Origin of the sequence: Bacillus sp. MYb56, from assembly GCF_002976445.1 — a bacterium.
GTDB classification, from domain to species: Bacteria; Bacillota; Bacilli; order Bacillales; family Bacillaceae_G; genus Bacillus_A; species Bacillus_A mycoides.
In genome coordinates, this window is record NZ_PCOH01000007.1 from 1 (window position 1) to 21,412 (window position 21,412).

The window sequence follows — 21,412 nt, forward strand, 5'->3', positions numbered from 1 at the left end:
TTTTAAAACGCCAATTCAATCAAGAAGAGCCTGAAAAAAGTATGTTAACGGATATTACCTATTTATTTTATGGAAAAGGAAAGAAGGCTTATTTATCATGTGTAAAAGACAGCGCAACACGAGAGATTTTAGCCTATCATGTCTCTTCCTCTTTACGAATGGATATCGTCTATCAAACATTAGATAACTTGAAAGAGAGATTAGGAGAAGTCATTCATCCTGAAGCGCTTCTACATTCAGACCAAGGTATTCATTATACACACCCTGAATTTCAGAAACGTGTAAGAGAAATGGGGATCAGACAATCTATGTCCCGTAGGGGCAATTGTTTAGACAATGCACCAATGGAATCCTTTTTTGGTCATATGAAAGATGAATTAGATTATAAAGATTGTCAAACCTTTGAATCCCTTGAGCTCAACATAAAGGATTATATGGAGGAGTATAATTATAATCGTTATCAGTGGACATTAAAAAAGATGGCTCCGATCGAATATCGGAACCACCTTTTAAGTGCTTGATTTTTCAGGGCTTTTTTATTAAACTGTCCATTTTATAGGGTACAGTTCAAGAGTGCAGTTGCCTTTTTTTATGCTTTATCAGTTTCTAGTAGTCTTATAGTTGTCTCTAAAAATAGTTCCACTCCATTAATTAAAGCCGATTCATCCACATCAAATTTCGGATGATGATGTGGATAACAAGTATCAATATTTTTATTCCCTGTTCCTAATTTAATGAAACAACCAGGTGCTTTTCTTAAATACGCTGAAAAATCTTCTCCTCCCATAGAAGGTTCAAGATGCACAATACGCTGATTTCCGAACAATTTTATCGCACTTTTTTCTACTATTTTCGTAATGTACTCATTATTAACAACTGGATCATATCCGTAACGATACGTATATGTATAATCTCCCCCATGTGCTTCTGTAATTCCTTTTACAATTTGCTCAATTTTCTCTTTTGCTTCCTCTCTTAATGTTTGATTAAAAGATCGAACAGTTCCCATTAAAGCTGCTGCACTAGGAATGATATTATCGGCCATCCCCCCATGAAATTGTGTAACTGACACTACTCTATGCATAAAAGCACTTGTATTTCTTGATACGATATGTTGTAAATTTGTAATAATTTGTGCTCCGATAGCAATAGGATCTATCGTTTCTTCTGGTCGTGCCGCGTGACCACCCTTTCCTAAAATTTCAATTGTAAATACGTCTGGTGCTGCCATCATAGGGCCATATACAATTCCTATCTTTCCACTTTCTAATCCAGACATAACGTGCAAACCTACTACATAATCGACGCCGTCCATAACACCGGCCTCCACCATTTCTTGTCCACCACCGGGATACACTTCCTCTGCGTGCTGAAAGAACAGACGGATTTCGCCTGCAAAATCTTCCTTCATATTTGCTATCGTCTCTGCTGTACTTAATAAAATAGCTGCGTGAGCATCATGCCCGCATGCATGCATTATTCCTTTATGCACAGACGTATAAGGTTTCCTTGTCCCCTCTTGGATTGGTAAAGCATCTATATCAGCTCGAATCGCAACTACTTTTCCTTGTTGCCTTCCTCTTTTAATTGCTAGCACACTGTACTGCGTTGGTCTCGTTACTTCAAAAGAAGAAAATGAGCATAATGTTTCATATATAAATTGCGAAGTTTCTTTTTCATGAAACGATAATTCCGGATACTTATGGAAATGCCGTCTCCATTTAATGATATTTTCCTCTGAAATAAAACTCCTCCACTCTCTTTTCATAATAATTACCTCCTTTTAAAAGGCTCTATACCTTGAAAATGTACTAAGTACCCAGTGATTATTAACCCACTCCAATTCAGGAATAACAAAACAAATATTATATTTTCCCGCCTTCTCACAATCCACTTTTATACATTCACACAATCCACTTCCTATTTACATGTCAAACCCATTACAAATTCATGCTGAATGTAATATAATTGCTAAGTTAGGGATTTTCTTTTTTAGTATTTAGTGCTAATATCAGAAAAGAGCCTTTTGACTTATTTTTACCTAAAATGTGGGATTTTGTTTTTTTCACAATAATGTAGGACATGATACCTACAAAGAGCTATTATTTCATTAAGCGAGGGAAAGACATGGAAAGATTAAAAGAGATATGGTCTCAACCACTCACACAATGGGTTGCAAAGACGGTTTATTACCTTGCAATTTTATTTGCATTACTTTGGTTGTATGGATTCCATGATACAAACACAAGTACATTTATTTACAATGAATTCTAGGGTGGGAACGTTATGAAGTTATTAGAACAAATTGAAAAGTGGGCTGTAGAAACGCCTGATCAAACCGCTTTTGTTTGGCGAGATGCGAAAATTACGTACAAACAATTAAAGGAAGATTCTGATGCGTTAGCACATTGGATTTCTTCTGAGTATCCAGATGATCGTTCACCAATTATGGTTTATGGCCATATGCAACCTGAAATGATTATTAACTTTTTAGGTTGTGTAAAAGCTGGACATGCTTACATTCCTGTAGATTTATCTATCCCAGCTGATCGCGTACAACGTATCGCTGAAAATTCTGGTGCGAAATTACTTTTATCAGGAACTGAAGTAACTGTAACTGATTTACCAGTTCGTATCGTAAGTGAAGACAACTTAAAAGATATTTTCTTTACTCATAAAGGGAACATTCCAAATCCTGAACATGCGGTAAAAGGTGATGAGAACTTCTACATTATTTACACATCAGGAAGTACAGGTAATCCGAAAGGGGTTCAGATTACTTATAACTGTCTTGTTAGCTTTACAAAATGGGCTGTAGAAGATTTCAACTTACAAACAGGGCAAGTATTCTTAAACCAAGCACCTTTCTCATTCGATTTATCTGTAATGGATATTTACCCATCATTAGTAACGGGTGGCACACTATGGGCAATCGATAAAGACATGATTGCACGTCCAAAAGACTTGTTTGCTTCTTTAGAGCAATCGGATATACAAGTATGGACTTCGACACCATCTTTCGCAGAAATGTGTTTAATGGAAGCCTCTTTCTCTGAAAGTATGCTACCAAACATGAAAACATTCTTATTCTGCGGTGAAGTGTTACCAAATGAAGTAGCTAGAAAATTAATTGAGCGTTTCCCGAAAGCAGCAATTATGAATACGTACGGTCCAACAGAAGCTACTGTTGCTGTAACAGGCATTCACGTTACAGAAGAAGTACTTGATCAATACAAATCACTTCCAGTTGGCTACTGTAAATCAGACTGTCGCCTTCTTATTATGAAAGAAGATGGTACAATTGCACCTGACGGTGAAAAAGGTGAAATCATAATTGTCGGTCCAAGCGTAAGCGTTGGCTATTTAGGAAGCCCTGAATTAACAGAAAAAGTATTTACCATGATTGATGGTGAGCGTGCCTATAAAACAGGTGATGCTGGCTATGTAGAAAATGGTCTTCTATTCTATAATGGTCGTCTTGATTTCCAAATTAAGCTTCATGGTTATCGAATGGAATTAGAAGAAATCGAACATCATCTTCGCGCGTGTTCTTACGTAGAAGGTGCAGTTGTTGTTCCAATTAAAAAAGGTGAAAAATATGATTACTTATTAGCGGTTGTTGTTCCTGGAGAGCATTCGTTTGAAAAAGAATTCAAATTAACATCTGCAATCAAAAAAGAACTCAATGAGCGATTACCAAATTACATGATTCCACGTAAATTCATGTATCACTCTTCTATTCCAATGACACCAAATGGAAAGGTAGATCGCAAAAAATTATTGAGTGAGGTTACAGCATGACCGCATATGGATCATTTTATTTTTTCGCTATAGTAGGCATTTTATTAATACCTACTATCATAGCTGGATTAAAAGGTAAAATGTTGCGTAAATATAATGCCGTTTTAACATTAGTAATGCTCGTTATTATCTTCTCTGATAAACCGAAGCAAGCAATCATGTTAGCCGCATTTATTATTTGGCAATATGCCCTTATTAAAGGCTATTTAATGTTAAGAAAACAAAATAATAGTACATTTAGGTTTTATATGGCTGTTATTTTGTCGATTTTACCGCTTGTTTTAGCAAAAATTGCACCGTTTGTACCTGAGCTAAAGTTTGTTGTATTTTTAGGAATGTCCTATGTAACATTTAGAGCAGTACAAATGGTATTTGAAGTTCGTGATAACTTAATTAAAGAACTTTCCTTCTTTAATTTCTGGGAATTCGTTTTATTCTTCCCAGCTATCTCAACGGGACCTATCGATCGTTACCGCAGATTCCAAAAAGATATTCAAAAGCCACCTAGTGTAGAAGAATATCAAAATTTACTATATACAGGGCTAAACCGTATTTTCCAAGGTTTCTTGTATAAATTTATTATTGCTTACTTAATAAAGCAATATTTTATGGATCCGGCATTCGCTCAGCAAGATACAATCCTATCAAATATGATTTACATGTATAGCTATAGCTTATATTTATTCTTTGACTTTGCTGGTTATAGCTCATTTGTAATTGGTGTAAGTTATATGATGGGAATTAAAACTCCAGAAAACTTTAATAAACCATTCATTAGTCGTAACATTAAAGACTTCTGGAACCGCTGGCATATGAGTTTATCATTCTGGTTCCGTGACTTTATTTACATGCGTTTCGTCTTTTTCGCAACGAAGAAAAAGTTAATTAAAAACCGTTACACAATTTCGTATATCGGTGCATTTTTAAACTTTTTCATCATGGGAATATGGCATATTACTGGTGAGCATGTGTATCAATACATTATTTATGGTCTTTATCACGCTGCCTTGTTTATCTTATTCGATATTTTCGAACGAAAAAACAAGAAGCATAAGTTTTGGCCAAACAATAAATTTACACACGTCCTTGCGATTGTAATTACGTTCCACGTTGTATGTTTCGGTTTCCTGATCTTCTCTGGACACCTTAACAGATACTTTTAATGCACCCTTCTTATACTATTAAGAAGTTGCACATATAATATATTTCGGATATAAAGGAGATTTTAAAAATGGCAGAATTCAAAGAGCAAGTATTAGATATTTTAGAAGAAGTATGTGAAAACGATATTGTGAAAGAAAACTTAGATGTTCAATTATTTGAAGAAGGTATTCTTGATTCTTTCGCTGTAGTATCTTTATTAGTAGAATTCCAAGAGCGTTTAGAGATTGAAGTTTCTATTTCTGATTTTGACCGCGATGAGTGGGCTACACCAAATATGGTTATTAAAAAGTTAGAAGAAATCCGATGAACAAAGTGAAATTTGGTCCGATGCTTTTAGCATTGGCCCTTTTTGCTGTATTCTTACTTATTCCTACGCGCTTCCTACTCCCACTTTTAAGTGATGAGAAAGTAGAACAAGCTGCGACTTCTTTAAAAGAAGAAAAGATTCAAAGTATGATTTTACAGCAAAAGATGTTAGCAGACCCGAAATATCTTCCGATGTACGGTTCATCGGAATTCGCACGTATGGATGCTTTCCATCCATCGAATTATTTCAAAGTAAAGCCTGAAGGATTCACACCATTCCTACTTGGGCGCGGTGGAACACAAGACCTTGTACATGTATTAAACTTCACATCTACAATGGATCAATTGAAAGATAAGAAAATGATATTCGTTCTTTCTCCGCAATGGTTTGTACCACAAGGTATTGATGAGACACACTTTGCACCTAACTTTTCAAAACAACAAGGTTACCACTTCATTTTCAACGATGATTTAAAACCTGAAATGAAAAAACAAATTGCAAAACGCTTATTAAACTTTGAGATTGTAAAAAAAGAAACTTTATTAAAAATTTCGCTTGAAGGTATCGCCTACGATGATACAAAGTATAAAGTAAAAGCACTTGCTGCTAAACCTTTCGCTTATATTTATCGTAACATTCTAGATCGTAAAGATTTATTTACAGTTATGTTTAATATTAAGCCGCATAAAGAACAGCTTGATCCATCATTGAAACAAATGAACTGGGAAGAAGCTCGTAAGCATGCTGATCAAACAGGTGCAGTAGAATCAAGCTCTAACGAATATGGCATCGAAGATGATTACTTCAATAGCAAAATTAAGAAGAAATTAAAACAACGTGAAGGTTACTTAAAAAATGATGCTTATGACCAATCACCAGAATATGAAGATTTACAAATTGTACTTGATTTATTAAAACAATCTGGCGCAAAACCGCTCTTCATTTCTGTTCCTGTAAAAGGTCCTTGGTATGATTACGCTGGCTTCCCGAAAGAAAAACGCGAATTATACTACAATAAAGTTCATGAGCAAATTAAGCAAGCTGGCTATCCAATTGCTGATTTCTCAAATCATGAATATGATAAGTACTTCTTAAAAGATCATATGCACTTAGGTTGGAAAGGCTGGGTTTACATCGACGAAGCTATCCAACAATTTTATAAAGCAAACTAACGAAAAGACCGCTTGAATTATTCAAGTGGTCTTTTTTTATATACATCTTGTAATTGTTCAATTACGTTCTCTGCTTCTTTCATGACACGTTTCACTACGTGCTGAGCTGATTCCGTTCGTGCTAATGATGATGCTTGTCCCGCCCAAAGCGACATATACTCTTCCTTATTTTGCTTCGCTGCTTCTTGACGTATTTTTGAAGTTAATACGTTTTGCACTGGATACATCGGTAAATTCTCTTCTCTTCCTTCATGTTTCTCTATAAATTCATTACGAATACCCCGTGCATATTTCCCGGAAAACGCACGGGTTACCGTTGTACTCGTATCTGTACTATGTAAAATCGCCTCTTTATACACGTCATGCGTAATACTTTCTTCACTCGTTAAAAAGGCTGATCCCATTTGAACAGCCTCTGCCCCTAACGCAAATGCCGCAACAAGCCCTTGCCCATTCATTACACCACCTGCTGCAACAATCGGGATATGAGGTACTTCCGCTACTAATTGCGGGATTAATGCAAATGTACCAATCATCGCATCTTGTTCTTTCCCAATAAACGTTCCTCTATGCCCTCCTGCCTCGCTACCTTGCCCGACAATAATATCTACCCCTAACTTAGCAAGTGCTTTCGCTTCCGCTACATGGGTAGCTGTTCCGATAACTTTTATCCCTTCCTTTTTCAAATCATCTATTTCTTCTTTTTCTAACGTTTGAAATGCAAAACTAACGACTGGTACCTTTTCCTCTAATAATACTTGTAATTGTTCTTTATAGCTTTTTGGAAGTTTTAAAGTCTTTTCTTCCTCTATACCTAATTCTCTATTCACTCCACTAAGTAATACTTTCGCCTCGTTTATCTTCTCTTCTTCTATCTGTATCTCTTTCGTTAAAAGTAAATTAACACCGAAAGGCTTATTTGTTAGTTCCCTTATTTTATAAATCGCTTCACGGATTTGTTCTTGGCTCATATACCCTGCTCCAAGCGTACCTAATCCTCCGCTATTACTCACAGCTGCAACAAGTTCTGACGTTGTAATCGCTCCTGCCATACCTGCTTGAATGATCGGATACTTAATTTGTAATATATCTATTACTCGACTTGTAAACATCATTTTCCCTCCTACTTTCCCTATACCTTCTTTATATGACATGCTTTCCCCTTCTTTTACAAGGATTGAACTTTCGCTCAAGCGAATATATTGAAAGAGAAGGAGGCTGAGAACAATGATTTATCCAAATGCTTTGCAAAAAGGTGATACAGTAATGGTTATTGCACCGTCTGGCCCACCAACACTTGAGAATATATTAAAAGGTGTGAAAGTATTACAAGAGATGGGATTATCCGTAATAATTGGAAAGAGTGTTTATGAAAAATATGGATATTTAGCTGGAAGTGATCAAGTTCGTCTTGATGATATACATGAAGCATTTACAAACACTGAGGTCAAAGCAGTCTTTTGTGCACGAGGTGGTTACGGCAGCGCTCGTCTCCTCCCTTACATTCAATATGAAATCATTCAACGGAATCCAAAGATTTTTTGGGGATATAGCGATATTACGGCTTTACATACTGCCTTTTCACGCTATGCGGAGCTGGTTACTTTTCATGGTCCAATGATTGAAGAATTAGGAAAAGGTATAGATTCTCTCTCCTTATCTTCTTTCAATCAACTATTCCATCCGTATTCATCTATCTTATATGCATCAGAATGTATCGTACCTACCTCTCCATGTACAGTTACAGGCACATTAGTTGGAGGGAATTTAACTGTGTTAACAAGTATAATTGGCTCGCCCTATGAGATAAATACGTCAAATAAACTTTTATTGCTTGAAGATATTGGTGAAGAACCGTACCGCATTGACCGGATGTTAAATCAACTACTTTTATCTGGACAGTTTAATGAATGCAGCGGCGTTATTTTTACAAGTTGTCACGACTGCAACCCTTCTAAGCCATCTCAATCATTGCAAACAATATTATATGAATATTTCACGCCATATAATATACCTGTGTTATTCGGTTTACCGATTGGACATATAAGTCCAAATATCGGTATTCCCCTCGGAGCTACAGCAACAATAAATACAACTAACAAAACTGTTTCTATTTCTTCTGGTATAGCCACTCCATGTTCAAATTAAAAAGGAAAAGCTGCTAAGCTTTTCCTTTTACTTATAATAATTAAAGATTCGTCCTGATGCTATCTCTGCAATTTCTTCTGGAATAAATGTTTTACTCATATCTGTTCCAACATTTAATACAGCTGTCGCATCTTTCTCGATGCTACCCAATAATTCTTTTCCACGTATCGTAATAAGGGGTGTACCTTCTGGCAACACATCTTTTACAAATTTCAATTGTGTAAAGAACGGAACGATCCATCTACCCTCTCCTTGGAAATGACGCAAACGAAGTGTTCCTTCCGTTGCCCCGTCTTCTGCTTCAAGTGAACCAGCAACATAAAACTCCGTTGTTAAGAGCAATTCATAAAATTCCTTTTGCTTTTGTTTATCATCTCCTGCTAAAACGAGTACTTCTTCTATTTTCTTTACTGGAATTTGCTCCATATGATGCCACCCCTATTTTCAAAATGATTATACTTAGATTATACGAAATATTCTTATTTTTTTCTACATAATTCCACAATTATTTTCTTAAAATAATTTTAAAACACCTTCAGTCGTAACGATTTTGGCAAATTCATCATGTAAGTTTACAAGTGTCATATTGTGAATGTCCTCTGCACTATACTCTGTCCCGTCCAGACCTTTACGATTGAATGTAGCCGTCGCATCGCTCACTAAATACGTTGTAAGCCCTAAATTACCTGCCATCCGTGTTGTAGTCTCCACACAATGATTTGTTGTTAATCCTACAATCACTACCGTATTACAATTTTGTTCTCTTAATTGTTCTTCCAAATTTGTCCCAATGAACGCGCTATTAACGGATTTCTGGATAATTATTTCATCTGGCATTGGTTGCACTTCTTCTTTAAAGTTTACCGTTTCCGCATGTTGATAAAACATCGATTGAACATTTTCTTTATTTACATGTTGAATATGAAAAACTGGTAGTTTTCTTTTTCTCCATTCTTCTAACAAACTTTTCATATTTTCTTCCGCCAAAAGGTTATTCCTCACGCCCCAGTATGGTAAGTTGAATGCTTCCTGTACATCAATGATTATAAGTGCTGCTTGATTAAGCATAATATCCTCCTAATTAATTGGGCTGTAATTGAAACAGAAAACCAAGTTGCTGCGAAGCAGTAATAAAACAAATATAGGCACAAAGCTCTACAATTTCTTTTTCAGTCCAATATTGTTTTAATATATGAAACATATTATCATCTATCGCCTTTTGGTCATGAACAAATGCATGTGCAAAAGTAACGGCTACGCTAATTTCTTCTATTTTTTGTATATCATCCGGCTTTCCCTTTGCCATACAGTACGGACATTCATTCCCGAACGCTAATGTTCTTCTTACTTGCTCCTTTAACTCTACGGAAAGGGCCCCTGTACTATACAGTGTATTCTCTAACGTACTCCACGAATTTAATATATCTGGATTATGACCTAATAATTTTTGAAACTTTGTATCTCCTACATTTGATAATGTAATTCTCTCCATCATTTCCCCTCCTATTTCCTTCTTTTTTATTGTAAAATAAATAAAGTTCACTTTACATTTCATATGAATCTTAATTTTAAATTTTTCTTTACAAAAATTATCATTTTACTGGAGGTATATTTACAAATGCAATTAGACCGTGTTGATCGAAAAATTTTAAATGAATTATATAATGATAGCCGCCTTTCGATGCGTGAATTAGCAAAACGAGTAAACTTATCGGCTCCGTCTACTACAGAACGTGTACGTAAACTTGAAAGTGAAGGGATTATTCAAAAATACACAATCGATATCAATTATAAAAAAGCAGGACTTGTTTTAGATTGTATTTTAGAAATCACTTTAAAAAATGGTGATACAACACGTATGCAACAGTTTATTCAGTCTTATCCATCTGCAAGTTTTTGTTACCGAGTAACAGGAAGCTTATGCTACATTGTAAAAATCTCTGTTCCTTCACTCGTTGAACTTGAAGAATTTATCAATGATGTTTCTTCATATGCAACGACAGTTTCTCATATCGTATTATCAGAAGTAGCTCTTACTCCGGACATTGAACATATATTCCCAGAAGATTAATTCATCTTTATTCACAAAAAGAGTAAAAACCCCTTACATTAAGAATAAAAATGATATATCATGTATTAAAATACACAGGGTTCGAGAAAGGGGCTTTACATTGAAAATCTGGTTTTATGAAAAAACGGCACAATTAGATGACTTGCTTGGTATTTGGGACAATGTTCCGACCATCCCTCGAATTGGTGAAAAAGTTGAACTTCTAAAAACCGTTCGGATCGTTACAGATATTAAATATGTAAAGAACGGTAATAATTTTCGTGTAGAGATTATTACAAATTAAAAAGTAGCTCTTTAGGAGCTACTTTTTAATTATCTATTATGCGCTTTCTTTATAACAACTTTATCTTCTTCTACAGAAACTGTTACATAATCATTTTCTTCTAACCGAAGCTTATTTACAGCTTCATCAGGTAGTTCTACAGCCATCAATCTATCTGTTACTATCACTTGGCTATATATTTCATTTTCTTCTGATGTATTCACTACTTTTTCTTCATTTATGAAACGAATCGGTGGCACACCAACTTCTTTTACTGTACGCCATTGTTTCCAAATGTAAGGGATTAACCAAAGTAACCCGACGACCGTAAGCCCAATGCCGATCCATAAATTACTTTGTGCTTGTAATTCCGTAATCGAGATTGCGTCACTTCCCTCTCCACCTACAAATTGCATACTCGTTGCAATCAAATTATTTAGAGCATGCACAGCAATATTCGTCCATATATTTTTTGTCTTTATGTATAGAAGGCACATAATAACACCGAACATGAAAGCACCGATAACATCAAAATGTCCTAGTCCAAAAATAAGAGAGGATATAATAACCGCTCGTTTAATCCCCCATTTGTAAGCCATTCGCTGTAAGAAAAACCCTCTAAAAATAACCTCTTCCATTATTGGGGCTAATACACATGCTGAAATGAAAGTAAATATCGTCATGTATATGTTACTCGTATTAATTACATTTCCATCTTCTAACATGGTAACTAAGAAATTAGGTACAGTATGTGCTAAAATATAAAATTGAATTTGGGATATACCGACTGCAAAAATCATTCCCATTATCGTTGCTAATACAATTAGCCCCCAATGTAAACGTCTGGGCTTATCAAAAAAACTTTTAAAAACAACATTATTTTTACTTGTTTTTAAATATAGCCACAATAGTGGAAATGCGAAAAATATTGATATTTGTGACAGTAACTCTATCGTATTGTCAGAAGCACCTGATAAATTTAATGGAATCATAGTCAGGAACATCCCTATAATCATCCATCCAAAAAAACTACGTAGCCTTATACGTGAAAATGCATGTTGCATATGGAACACCTCCAGAGATGATATAAAGTGAAACTTTATTCAGTATTTTATGGGTAGCCCTTCTCCACAAATGGCCGGATAACTAAATTATAATATGAATATAGTTGAAAATCTTCCTATTTTTCTCACTTTATTCCGAATAATATACGTATTAAATTACATAATAACAATCCTATTTGATATACCATATCAATGTTCTTCAACTTAGTTACAATTATGTTCCTAAGTAAATATGTATCTGCCACACTTAAAAGCTACATAAATCAAAAAAGCTGGTTAATAAAAATCCCCGTTAACACGGGGATTTTTTCTACTATAATACGTCACGTTTTTGGAATAATACACTTGATACTACAAGTAATACAGCAAAATATGCAACCACAAGTAATAATGAAGTTGTAAACGTAAATTCTGTAAATGGTGGTTCTACTCCGCCACTTACTAATTTATTACTGTCGTAAACACTTAAATTTAAATGGAAAAACACCACAAATTTCGCTACACCTTTTGCAAACATCATTAGTACCATATTAATTGGTCCTTGTAAGAAAAATAGGAACATCGTAATAATTAATGGTAATACAGAATTTCTAAATACATTAGCTAAGCAAAATGAAAGAGTTGCAAAGAAGAACGGTGAAAGTACTTGATATAAAATGGACTTCATTACGATTCCTAACGTTACTCCTGTTTTACTACCATCCATTACAATCCCGCCAATAATCATTGCGATTAACGTGCTAGCAAATATGATAAATAATATAGTAAGTAACACTGTAATATATTTAGAGAACAAAACTGTAATTCGTTTTCTCGGACGGATTAATAGCTGCTTAATTGTACCTTTTTGGAACTCATCAGTAATTGTACGAGACGCAATCGTAATTCCAAAAATTGTTGCAAATAAGGTAATTAAACCAATCTCTGAACTTACAAAATCTAAATATGATCCTTTAAACTCATTTCCTCCTCCCCATTTCAGCATCGCTAAAACTCCCAAAATCTCCAATGCTGCAATTACACCTATTAAAATGTACATACCTTTTTTCGCATGTAACTTTAAAAATTCATTTTGAATTAATTTAAACATTACGCTTTCACTCCCCCTGTAATCGCTAAGAACTCATCCTCTAACGTTTTATTTTGAACAGTAACACCGTATACGAGTACATCAGCATTCACTAACTGTTTTACAATTTGCGGAATCTCTTCTTTCATTACAGATGCCACAGCTACATTTCCTTGTACTTTACCTTTAATAATTTCGTTCGCTTTTTGAACTTGATCTACTTCAAATGCAACTACAACTGTTTCATCATGCTTCGCTTGTTCATGTAAGTTATACTCTTGTACAAACTCACCTTGCTTTATAATAACTACGCGATCACACATTAATTCAATTTCACTTAATAAATGACTTGATACAATGACTGCAATATTTTCTTCTTTCGCTAATCGTTGTAAATAATCACGAATTTGGCGAATACCAGCTGGATCTAATCCATTTGTCGGTTCATCTAAAATTAAGATTTTCGGCTGATGAAGTAACGCCTGCGCAATTCCTAAACGCTGTTTCATACCAAGTGAGTATGTTTTCACCTTTTTATGAATCGCATGCTCTAATTCAACAAGCTTTACAATTTCAGCGATGCGCTCTTTACTAATTGGGGTAATCGCCATGTTCGCAAAATGCTTTAAATTTTGCATTCCAGTCATATAATCATATAGCTCGGGATTTTCTACAATCGCTCCAATTTGCTCTAGCGCCTTTTCACGCTCTGTGCGAATACTATGACCACAAATTGTAATATCGCCTTCTGTCATAGAAATAAGACCTGTCATCATACGAATTGTCGTCGTCTTACCGCTACCGTTCGGTCCAAGGAATCCGTATACCTCTCCTTCACGAACCTCAAATGATAAGCCCCGAATAATTTCTGTTCTACCGATTTTTTTTCGGACATTTTCTAATTTCACTACTACATTTCCCAATGATGATTCCTCCTTTAAACTTCTAGTTTTTTGTCGATGATGCGACCTGTTATATAAACAAGTAGGATAAATATTCCTATAGAAAAACTAAGGCTATATAAATTCATAAGCTTTTCCGGGAATAACATTACATCTCCATCTGACGATTCATCTATATAAATTAAATTTCTTATTAAGGGCACTATAGGAGCAAGCCCACCCAACATTTCATATATAACGCTCATCACTTTTGTTACTAATAAAAACAACAAAAATATAATCGTATATTCTAGCTTCTTCTTTTTCAAAGAAAAAACTTTAACGCTAGCTACTGCAAAAAGTAATACAAGCAATATGCTAGATAATTTAAATACATATAACATAGTACTAAAGAGGTGCTTTAATGGATTGAATACACTTTGGGTAAATAACACTTCATAGAGCTCTGTACCCTTTATTATTTTCATAGAAATACTATATAAAAAAATAGAACCTATAACTTCAAAAATAAGGAGATAAATGACAGTATATAACACTATTGCTAAAACAATCTTTTTACCTGATGTCGGTGTTAACCGAAATAATGTACTTTCAGTCATTTTTCCAAATGCAGATATCGCCTGAATAAATATCAATGCTATAAAAATTATATATACTAAGATGACTAAGGAAACTATAATTATTTGCCTTACCTCTCCTGATTCTTGCTTAATATAATTTCCCAAGCTTACGAAAGCGACAGCTACAACGAATATAAATGATAATAATGAAATAATAATTTGCTTTTTATTCACATTGTACATATATATTAAGCTCGACTTCACCTACTAAACACCTCCTTAAACACATCTGTGACAGCTTTCCCTCTCTGAAAACGTAACTCTTCTACATTTTCATACAATACAATTTCCCCATCTTTTAAAAAGATTACTTCATCAAAAATATTTTCAACTTCATTTATTAAGTGAGTCGAGATTAGTATCGTACAATCTTCTCTATAAAATTGTAGAATGAGGTTCAATACATGTTCTCTAGAAACAAGATCAATTCCGCCCAGTGGTTCATCTAGTACGTATAACTTCGCTTTCCTCGAAAATGTTAAAATAATTTGTAACTTTTCAACCATACCTTTTGATAAAGCTGTAATTCTTTCTTCTAACGGTATTTTAAATTCCGCAATCGTATCTACCGCTTTTTGAATGTCGAAGTCTTTATAAAAATCTCGATAGAAAAATAAAGAATCTTTTACCGTCATCCAATCATCAAAGACTGGCTTATCAGACATAAATGAAACGATTTCTTTCGTCTCTAACCCTACTTTTTTACCGTTAATTACTATACTGCCTTCAGAAGGGTGCTGCAATCCTGCAATCATTTTTAATAACGTCGTTTTCCCGCTTCCGTTATCTCCAACAAGCCCAACGATTTTTCCTTCTGTAATCTCTATGTTTAACTCACGGATCACTACTTTTAATCCGTACCGCTTCCATAGATTTTCTATTTTTAATAACTCTGTCATTCGCTCTCCTCCCTTTTCTCATGTAATGAAGAACGAAGGATTGTAAGAATTTCTTCTTCTGAAAAACCTAAATTGTCCATTCCATCTATAAAAGAATGAAGTAATTCTTTCGCCATATCTTTTCGCAGCTCCATAATTTTCTCCCCTTCATTCGTTACATATCGCCCCATTCCTCTACGTGTTACAACAACTCCATCCCGCTCTAACTCTTGAAATGTACGTTGAATCGTATTTGGATTTACTTGTAATTCACTCGCTAATTCACGTACGGAGGGAATTTTATCGCCAGGCAATAAATGACCCGTTACAATTTCTTTCTTTATGTATTCCATTACCTGAATGTAAATTGGTGTATTTGGAGAAAACTCGATTTTCATTTCTCCCCTCCTGTCTTAGTGTGTTAGTTAAATAGTACACTAAGACGAATTATATGTAAATACTTACAATAAAAAATGTAATAAAAAGGCAGTGTAACTTTTCGTTACACTGCCTTCCTGTAATAACATACAGGTAAATCTATTCTAATTATAGTTTCAATCGTTTGAATTCACATATAACCTTATACAAAATTTATTTTACTTTTACTTGAGTTAGCACAGATTTAAACGTATTAATAACTGTATCTACTTCTTCATAACTAATTGTAAGGGATGGTTCAATACGAATAGTTTTTGAATTAATTAATGTTCCCGCAACAAGAATGCCTTGATCAAACATCGCCTTTGACACTTCATAACCAATCTCGTCTTTATGGAATTCAATCCCAATCATTAAACCTTGACCACGAATTTCAAAGATTTTATCTTCGTGTCCTTCTGCTGCTTGTTTCAATCCTTTTAAGAAATACTCCCCAACTTCCATAGCTCGTTCCGGTAATTTCTCTTCCAATAAAACATGGATTGTTGCAATTGCAGCAGCACATGCAAGTGGATTTCCTCCAAATGTTGTTGTGTGCATAAATGGATTTTCAAACCAACTTTTGAATACTGTTTCTTTCGCAACAATAGCTCCCGCTGGCATTACACCTCCACCAAACGCCTTCGCAAGACAAATAATATCCGGCACGACATCATATAATTCTGCAGCAAACATTTTTCCTGTACGTCCCATTCCAGTTTGTACTTCATCAAAGATAAGGAGTGATCCAAACTCATCACAAAGCTCTCGTACTTGTTTCAAATAATTTTCTGGAGGTAAAATAATACCGCCCTCTCCTTGAATTGGTTCTAAAATAACTGCTGCAACATCTTCTCCCACTAATGCACATGTCTCAAATGTTTTTCTCATCATATCAATATCGCCAAACGGAACATGACGGAAACCCGGAATTAATGGTAAAAATGGCTTACGGAACATTCCTTTTGCCGTCCCAGATAAAGCACCAAGGCTCTTACCATGGAAAGCACGCGTTGTAGCAATGAACGTTGTTCGTTCACTATACATTTTTGCTAGTTTTAGTGCTGCCTCCACACTTTCTGTACCACTGTTTGTAAAGAAGGCGTATTTCAAATCACCAGGTGTAATATCCGCTAAAATCTTTGCAAGCATTGCTCGAAGTGGATCTAGTAAATCCTGACTGTGCAATGCTTGACGCTTTAATTGATCCGTTACAGCTTTTACCACTTTCGGATTACGGTGACCAACATTATAAATTCCAAATCCACCTAAACAGTCAATATACTTTTTACCATTAATATCCATGAAGCAAGATCCTTCATCTGACCATTCTACTGCTGCAAATTGTCCATCTTTTGTTACTGTTTTTCTATAAGCAAGAAAACCAGGGTTTACATGCTCTCTAAATCCATCTACTGTTTCTTTTTGAATCCAGTTTGCCTCTTCTTCAGTAACCTTTTCTTTTTCAATTAACTGTAGTACTTTCGTAATATACTCATTTACATTTGATTCTTTCTCATTCAATTTATTTTTCACGTTCGTTTCCATCTAATTCACCTCTACATTTTTTTTATTTGCAAACCAACCAATAGGTTCTACTTCTAGATTTATATTAATCTGCTTAATTTCTTGAAATTCTTCTAAACCAAACGTTCCTAGACTACGACCTATACCACTTTGCTTATATCCGCCCCAAGGCGCCTCATTGTATGTTGGATGATAGCTATTAATCCACGTAATTCCTGCGCGAAGTTTGCGAATCACACGCATTGCTTTTGCACCATCGACTGTAAATACTCCTCCAGCCAAACCATAGTCTGTACCGTTTGCCAACTCAATTGCTTCCTGTTCGTCTTTAAACTTTTGAATTACTACAACAGGACCGAAGATTTCTTCCTGGACAATGCGCATATCAGGTTTTACATTGACAAAGACTGTTGGTTCAATAAAGAAACCATCACCTTTTCCATCCTCCATTATTCGTCTACCTCCGCAAGCAACGTTTGCACCTTCGTCTTTCCCAATTTCAATATAGCGTAATACTTTTTCCATATGTTCTTGACTTACAAGTGGCCCCATTTCTGATTCTGGATTATCACCAGGTCCAACGTTAATTTGCTGTGCTCGCTCTACAAAACTATTAACAAATTTATCATAAATCTTTTCTTCTACAAGGATTCTTGATCCTGCTGAACATACTTGTCCGCTACCTGCATAAATACCGAATAGAGCATAATCAATAGCGGTCTCAAAATCTGCATCTGCAAAAATAATATTTGGAGATTTCCCTCCAAGTTCTAACGAAATCTTTTTCATATTATCTGCCGCTGTTCTCATAATGTGCTTACCTGTTTTTGTTCCACCTGTAAAGGAAATCATGTCCACTTTATTACTCGCTGCAATTTCATTTCCTACTATTGGACCGGCCCCCATTACCATATTGGCAACACCTTTTGGTAGCCCTACTTTTTCAAGGATTTCGAATAGCTTTGTTGCAGTGATTGGTGTCACTTCAGAAGGTTTAAACACAATGGTATTTCCAGCTGCTAAAGCAGGTGCAATTTTCCATACACTCATCAATAGCGGATAATTCCATGGAACAATTAATCCACAAACACCAACTGGCTCTCTTACAACCATCGCTTGCATCGGATCGGCTACATGATATGTTTGACCATCTGGCTTTGTAATCAATCCGGCATAATAGCGAAAACAAGCCGCTGCATCTCCAATATCTCCTTCTGCCTCACGGTATGTTTTTCCATTATCCATTGTTTCAAGGTACACTAATTCTTCCATATTTTTATCAATTTCATCTGCTATTTTAAATAAATATGATGCCCTTTCAGCAGTGGATGTCGCTGACCAAATTCCGCTATCGAAAGCCATTCTCGCCACTTCTATCGCGTATTTTGCATCCTCAATCGTTCCCTCAGGTGCATATGCTATACCCTTGCCATTCGCAGGGTTAATAATCGTTCTTTTCTCTTGATTACTAGACTCTCTCCATTCACCGTTTACATACATTTTTAAATCTAGCACTATATTGAATCCCCCTTCATCGATCGTTTATATATTTATAAGCAATTTTCATGCCAATATTTAAAATCCAAAGGAATCATTCATAAACTGACTATTTTCTTAAAAACAATAAACAATTTATGCACTCTCGCATACACTATTCCATTTTGCATAAAACGGAATGTTAATCATTTCCGCTACCGCCTTCACCACTCGGGACTTGACTCCTAGAGAATATGCACATGCTGAGCGCACACAAAAAGGAGAAGTCTATGTGACCTTCTCCTTTTTTAGGAATAAGAGATGATATCAGCCGCTATCCCTTTTTCACTAACAATTTTTTGATATTTACGACTCACTGAAGATTGGCTGATTCCCAGAGCTTTTGCAGCCTTAGTCGTTGTTTTGTACTGCTTCATTGCAAGTAAAATCAATTGTTCTTCTACAGAATGTAGCGCTTCTTGTAATGGTAATACTCTTGTAATAGCTGGTTTTGATTTTTTAAAGTCATAACCAGTTGTTAAAAACTTACTAACAAACTCCGCTTCAATTACTGGATCATCTGCTGATACTACTAAACGTTCAATCATATTTTGTAATTCACGTACATTTCCTGGCCATGAGTAAAACTCTAGTAAGCTAAGCGCATCTGGAGTTAAATGATAATTTTTATTATATTTTTCATTTAACTGTTGCAAGAAATGAAAGGCAAGTACCGGAACATCTTCCATTCGCTCTCGTAGAGGAGGCACTCGCAACGGAATTACATTTAGCCGATAAAACAAATCTTCACGGAATGTTCCAGATTCCACCATCTTTTCAAGACTCTTATTTGTAGCAGCAATAATTTGTACATTTATTTTCGTAGGGATTGTACTTCCAATAGGAATTACTTCTTGTTCCTGTAGGACTCTAAGCAATTTCACTTGCAAATGTAAAGGCATTTCTCCAATTTCATCTAAAAATAAAATACCTTGATCCGCCCGCTTAAAATATCCTTCTTTTCCATTTTTATCGGCTCCTGTAAAAGCGCCTTTCGTATAACCAAATAGTTCACTTTCTAACAAAGTTTCTGGAATTGCACCACAATTTAATTTTAAAAATGGCTTTGAAGATCGGTTTCCAAGTTGATGAATTGCCTGAGCAATTACTTCTTTTCCGACGCCAGATTCTCCAGAAATAAGAACATTGGAAGAAAAATCTGCTATTTTTTTAGCTTGGTTAATAATTTGCTCCATTTTCGGACTACAGTAAATAAGCTTCTTAAGAAAACGATCTTTATTTTTAAAGTCATCTAACTCCTTCTTATATTGCTCTGATATCTTCTTTATTTCATGTAATTCCGTCTTCAATCTCGTTGCTTCGGTAATATCCCTTGAGGCAATAATAATACGATGAAGCTCTCCGTTTTCATTAAATACAGGGTTTCCAACTGCTAATATTTTTCTTCCGCTTTTTGTTTCTTGTACAACTGATACCTTTTTTTGTTTTTCCAACACTAATCGCGTAACAGACGGACTGAATAATCCTTTATTTTCTAATTCTAAAAGATTTTTTCCTAAAAGGTCTTTCAAACTACTCCCCCAAAAATCATTGATAACAGTTTCACTATAACGAATTAATTCCCCTTTATGATTAACAACTAATATTTCATCATAAATACTAGACAAGATTGCATGTAAATCTTCATTTAAATCCTTTATATATTCAATTTCCATCGCCATGTCCTCGACCATCGGCAAATCTTGCACAATAATAACCATTCCTTCAATACTTTGATCAAAGTTTGGAATTGGACTATAGTCAACTAATACACCCATCTCATTTGTGATTTGTAATTGATTCAAGATCGTTTTTCCCTTTGTAAATACGTTATTAATGTGTTCTCCATTAAAAATCAGTTCTGCTGGTACATTCATAACTTTTTCAGGAGTCGATTTAATCATCTTCAAACCAGATTCATTACAATTTACAATTTTCTTTTCTCGATCTACTACAAAAATCCCCATTGGAATAGACGTTAAAATAATTTTCAATATATCAACACTCTGATTTTCTTGTTTAAATAGTTCTGCAAAAACATCCTCTCTTCTTATATATCCTGTTAGCTCATCCACTTCATTTTTTACTATGGCAATCGGCGCTCCAATAATTTGAAAAAGAGCTGTTAAAGAAATATCTTTACTAAGATGACATATTGTATCTAGTGAAACAGCATTTGAAAGTAATAGCTTAGAAGTTAATTCCTTACTATTTGATAGCAGATCCTTCACATGAACGTATGCAAATAATTTCTCTCCTCTTTTTAAAAATAGAAACGATTCTTTTATATTTTTAACATCTATATTCCATTCCTTTTCAGATTGATCGATAGGTAGAGAAACTATGGGTCTAATTTTTGTATGAGCGATGGAAAACATGCTGCTATTCCTCCTTTGAACTATATAATTTGTATTGTATCATTAAATACAGATTTTTTTAATTAATCTGAAAATAAAACGTTTTTTTCTTTACTT

23 protein-coding genes are annotated in these 21,412 nt (G+C 34.9%); 9 read left to right on the forward strand and 14 right to left on the reverse strand.

Annotated features, from left to right (window positions below; genetic code table 11):
* Window positions 1-521, forward strand: a 521-nt coding sequence (locus tag CQ058_RS10820; protein WP_142396343.1) for an IS3 family transposase, incomplete at its 5' end; no start/stop codon positions are given.
* A gap of 68 nt (window positions 522-589) precedes the next feature.
* Here the strand turns inward: CQ058_RS10820 and CQ058_RS10825 are convergent.
* Window positions 590-1,768 carry an amidohydrolase gene (locus CQ058_RS10825; protein WP_002193251.1) on the reverse strand — a complete coding sequence of 393 codons (1,179 nt, stop codon included), beginning with the start codon at window positions 1,766-1,768 and terminating at the stop codon, window positions 590-592.
* Between the two features lie 359 nt (window positions 1,769-2,127).
* On the opposite strand from CQ058_RS10825, the gene CQ058_RS10830 reads away from it, so the two are divergent.
* The 5 genes from CQ058_RS10830 to dltD all read left to right on the forward strand — a co-directional run bounded on the left by CQ058_RS10830 (window position 2,128) and on the right by dltD (window position 6,444).
* Window positions 2,128-2,274, forward strand: a complete 147-nt coding sequence (locus tag CQ058_RS10830; RefSeq protein WP_002011626.1) for a teichoic acid D-Ala incorporation-associated protein DltX — start codon at window positions 2,128-2,130, stop codon at window positions 2,272-2,274.
* Between the two features lie 12 nt (window positions 2,275-2,286).
* Window positions 2,287-3,801, forward strand: a complete 1,515-nt coding sequence (gene dltA, locus CQ058_RS10835; RefSeq protein WP_002193253.1) for a D-alanine--poly(phosphoribitol) ligase subunit DltA — start codon at window positions 2,287-2,289, stop codon at window positions 3,799-3,801.
* Window positions 3,798-4,964: a D-alanyl-lipoteichoic acid biosynthesis protein DltB gene (gene dltB, locus CQ058_RS10840; RefSeq protein ID WP_002193254.1), complete on the forward strand. Its 1,167-nt coding sequence runs from the start codon at window positions 3,798-3,800 to the stop codon at window positions 4,962-4,964. The genes dltA and dltB overlap by 4 nt, the downstream gene beginning before the upstream one ends.
* 68 nt (window positions 4,965-5,032) lie before the next feature.
* Window positions 5,033-5,272 (forward strand): D-alanine--poly(phosphoribitol) ligase subunit DltC, encoded by a 240-nt coding sequence (gene dltC, locus CQ058_RS10845; protein WP_002011622.1) that lies wholly within the window; start codon window positions 5,033-5,035, stop codon window positions 5,270-5,272.
* Window positions 5,269-6,444, forward strand: coding sequence for a D-alanyl-lipoteichoic acid biosynthesis protein DltD (dltD, locus tag CQ058_RS10850; RefSeq protein WP_002126231.1), 1,176 nt, complete (start codon window positions 5,269-5,271; stop codon window positions 6,442-6,444). The genes dltC and dltD overlap by 4 nt, the downstream gene beginning before the upstream one ends.
* Before the next feature lie 17 nt (window positions 6,445-6,461).
* On the opposite strand, the gene CQ058_RS10855 is transcribed toward dltD, so the two are convergent.
* Entirely contained in the window at window positions 6,462-7,598 is a 1,137-nt protein-coding gene (locus tag CQ058_RS10855) for an NAD(P)H-dependent flavin oxidoreductase (RefSeq protein WP_002193256.1), read from the reverse strand.
* A gap of 73 nt (window positions 7,599-7,671) precedes the next feature.
* Between CQ058_RS10855 and CQ058_RS10860 the strand changes: the two genes are divergently transcribed.
* Window positions 7,672-8,592, forward strand: a complete 921-nt coding sequence (locus tag CQ058_RS10860) for a S66 peptidase family protein (RefSeq protein WP_002193257.1) — start codon at window positions 7,672-7,674, stop codon at window positions 8,590-8,592.
* 27 nt (window positions 8,593-8,619) lie between these two features.
* On the opposite strand, the gene CQ058_RS10865 is transcribed toward CQ058_RS10860, so the two are convergent.
* From CQ058_RS10865 to CQ058_RS10875, 3 genes are all read right to left on the reverse strand, one after another.
* Window positions 8,620-9,018: an SseB family protein gene (locus CQ058_RS10865; protein ID WP_002011614.1), complete on the reverse strand. Its 399-nt coding sequence runs from the start codon at window positions 9,016-9,018 to the stop codon at window positions 8,620-8,622.
* Window positions 9,019-9,105: 87 nt separating this feature from the next.
* A complete protein-coding gene (locus tag CQ058_RS10870) occupies window positions 9,106-9,660 on the reverse strand; it encodes a cysteine hydrolase family protein (RefSeq protein WP_002126225.1) in 555 nt (184 codons plus the stop codon).
* Between the two features lie 13 nt (window positions 9,661-9,673).
* Window positions 9,674-10,087: a carboxymuconolactone decarboxylase family protein gene (locus CQ058_RS10875; protein WP_170935223.1), complete on the reverse strand. Its 414-nt coding sequence runs from the start codon at window positions 10,085-10,087 to the stop codon at window positions 9,674-9,676.
* 123 nt (window positions 10,088-10,210) lie between these two features.
* Between CQ058_RS10875 and CQ058_RS10880 the strand changes: the two genes are divergently transcribed.
* Both CQ058_RS10880 and CQ058_RS10885 read left to right on the forward strand, forming a co-directional pair.
* Complete coding sequence (locus CQ058_RS10880; protein WP_002011610.1) at window positions 10,211-10,663, forward strand: Lrp/AsnC family transcriptional regulator; 453 nt, start codon at window positions 10,211-10,213, stop codon at window positions 10,661-10,663.
* A 100-nt stretch (window positions 10,664-10,763) separates the two neighbouring features.
* On the forward strand, window positions 10,764-10,946 hold the full coding sequence (locus CQ058_RS10885; RefSeq protein WP_000707108.1) for a DUF3913 family protein: 183 nt from the start codon (window positions 10,764-10,766) through the stop codon (window positions 10,944-10,946).
* A 29-nt stretch (window positions 10,947-10,975) separates the two neighbouring features.
* Here CQ058_RS10885 and CQ058_RS10890 read toward each other — a convergent pair whose 3' ends face one another.
* From CQ058_RS10890 to CQ058_RS10930, 9 genes are all read right to left on the reverse strand, one after another.
* Window positions 10,976-11,989, reverse strand: a complete 1,014-nt coding sequence (locus CQ058_RS10890) for a CPBP family intramembrane glutamic endopeptidase (RefSeq protein ID WP_002188895.1) — start codon at window positions 11,987-11,989, stop codon at window positions 10,976-10,978.
* 313 nt (window positions 11,990-12,302) lie between these two features.
* Window positions 12,303-13,079, reverse strand: a complete 777-nt coding sequence (locus CQ058_RS10895) for an ABC transporter permease (protein ID WP_002186344.1) — start codon at window positions 13,077-13,079, stop codon at window positions 12,303-12,305.
* The gene (locus CQ058_RS10900; protein WP_002030591.1) at window positions 13,079-13,981 is read right to left on the reverse strand and encodes an ABC transporter ATP-binding protein; all 903 of its coding nucleotides are present in this window, start codon (window positions 13,979-13,981) and stop codon (window positions 13,079-13,081) included. The genes CQ058_RS10895 and CQ058_RS10900 overlap by 1 nt, the downstream gene beginning before the upstream one ends.
* 14 nt (window positions 13,982-13,995) lie before the next feature.
* Window positions 13,996-14,784, reverse strand: coding sequence for a hypothetical protein (locus CQ058_RS10905; RefSeq protein ID WP_002188894.1), 789 nt, complete (start codon window positions 14,782-14,784; stop codon window positions 13,996-13,998).
* Window positions 14,781-15,479 carry an ABC transporter ATP-binding protein gene (locus CQ058_RS10910; RefSeq protein WP_002188893.1) on the reverse strand — a complete coding sequence of 233 codons (699 nt, stop codon included), beginning with the start codon at window positions 15,477-15,479 and terminating at the stop codon, window positions 14,781-14,783. The genes CQ058_RS10905 and CQ058_RS10910 overlap by 4 nt, the downstream gene beginning before the upstream one ends.
* On the reverse strand, window positions 15,476-15,856 hold the full coding sequence (locus CQ058_RS10915; protein WP_002030586.1) for a GntR family transcriptional regulator: 381 nt from the start codon (window positions 15,854-15,856) through the stop codon (window positions 15,476-15,478). The genes CQ058_RS10910 and CQ058_RS10915 overlap by 4 nt, the downstream gene beginning before the upstream one ends.
* Window positions 15,857-16,049: 193 nt before the next feature.
* Window positions 16,050-17,423 (reverse strand): putrescine aminotransferase, encoded by a 1,374-nt coding sequence (locus CQ058_RS10920; RefSeq protein WP_002188891.1) that lies wholly within the window; start codon window positions 17,421-17,423, stop codon window positions 16,050-16,052.
* Window positions 17,424-18,917, reverse strand: a complete 1,494-nt coding sequence (locus tag CQ058_RS10925) for an aldehyde dehydrogenase family protein (RefSeq protein ID WP_002188889.1) — start codon at window positions 18,915-18,917, stop codon at window positions 17,424-17,426.
* Window positions 18,918-19,186: 269 nt separating this feature from the next.
* Window positions 19,187-21,316 (reverse strand): sigma 54-interacting transcriptional regulator, encoded by a 2,130-nt coding sequence (locus CQ058_RS10930; protein ID WP_002188888.1) that lies wholly within the window; start codon window positions 21,314-21,316, stop codon window positions 19,187-19,189.
* Window positions 21,317-21,412: the final 96 nt, after the last annotated feature.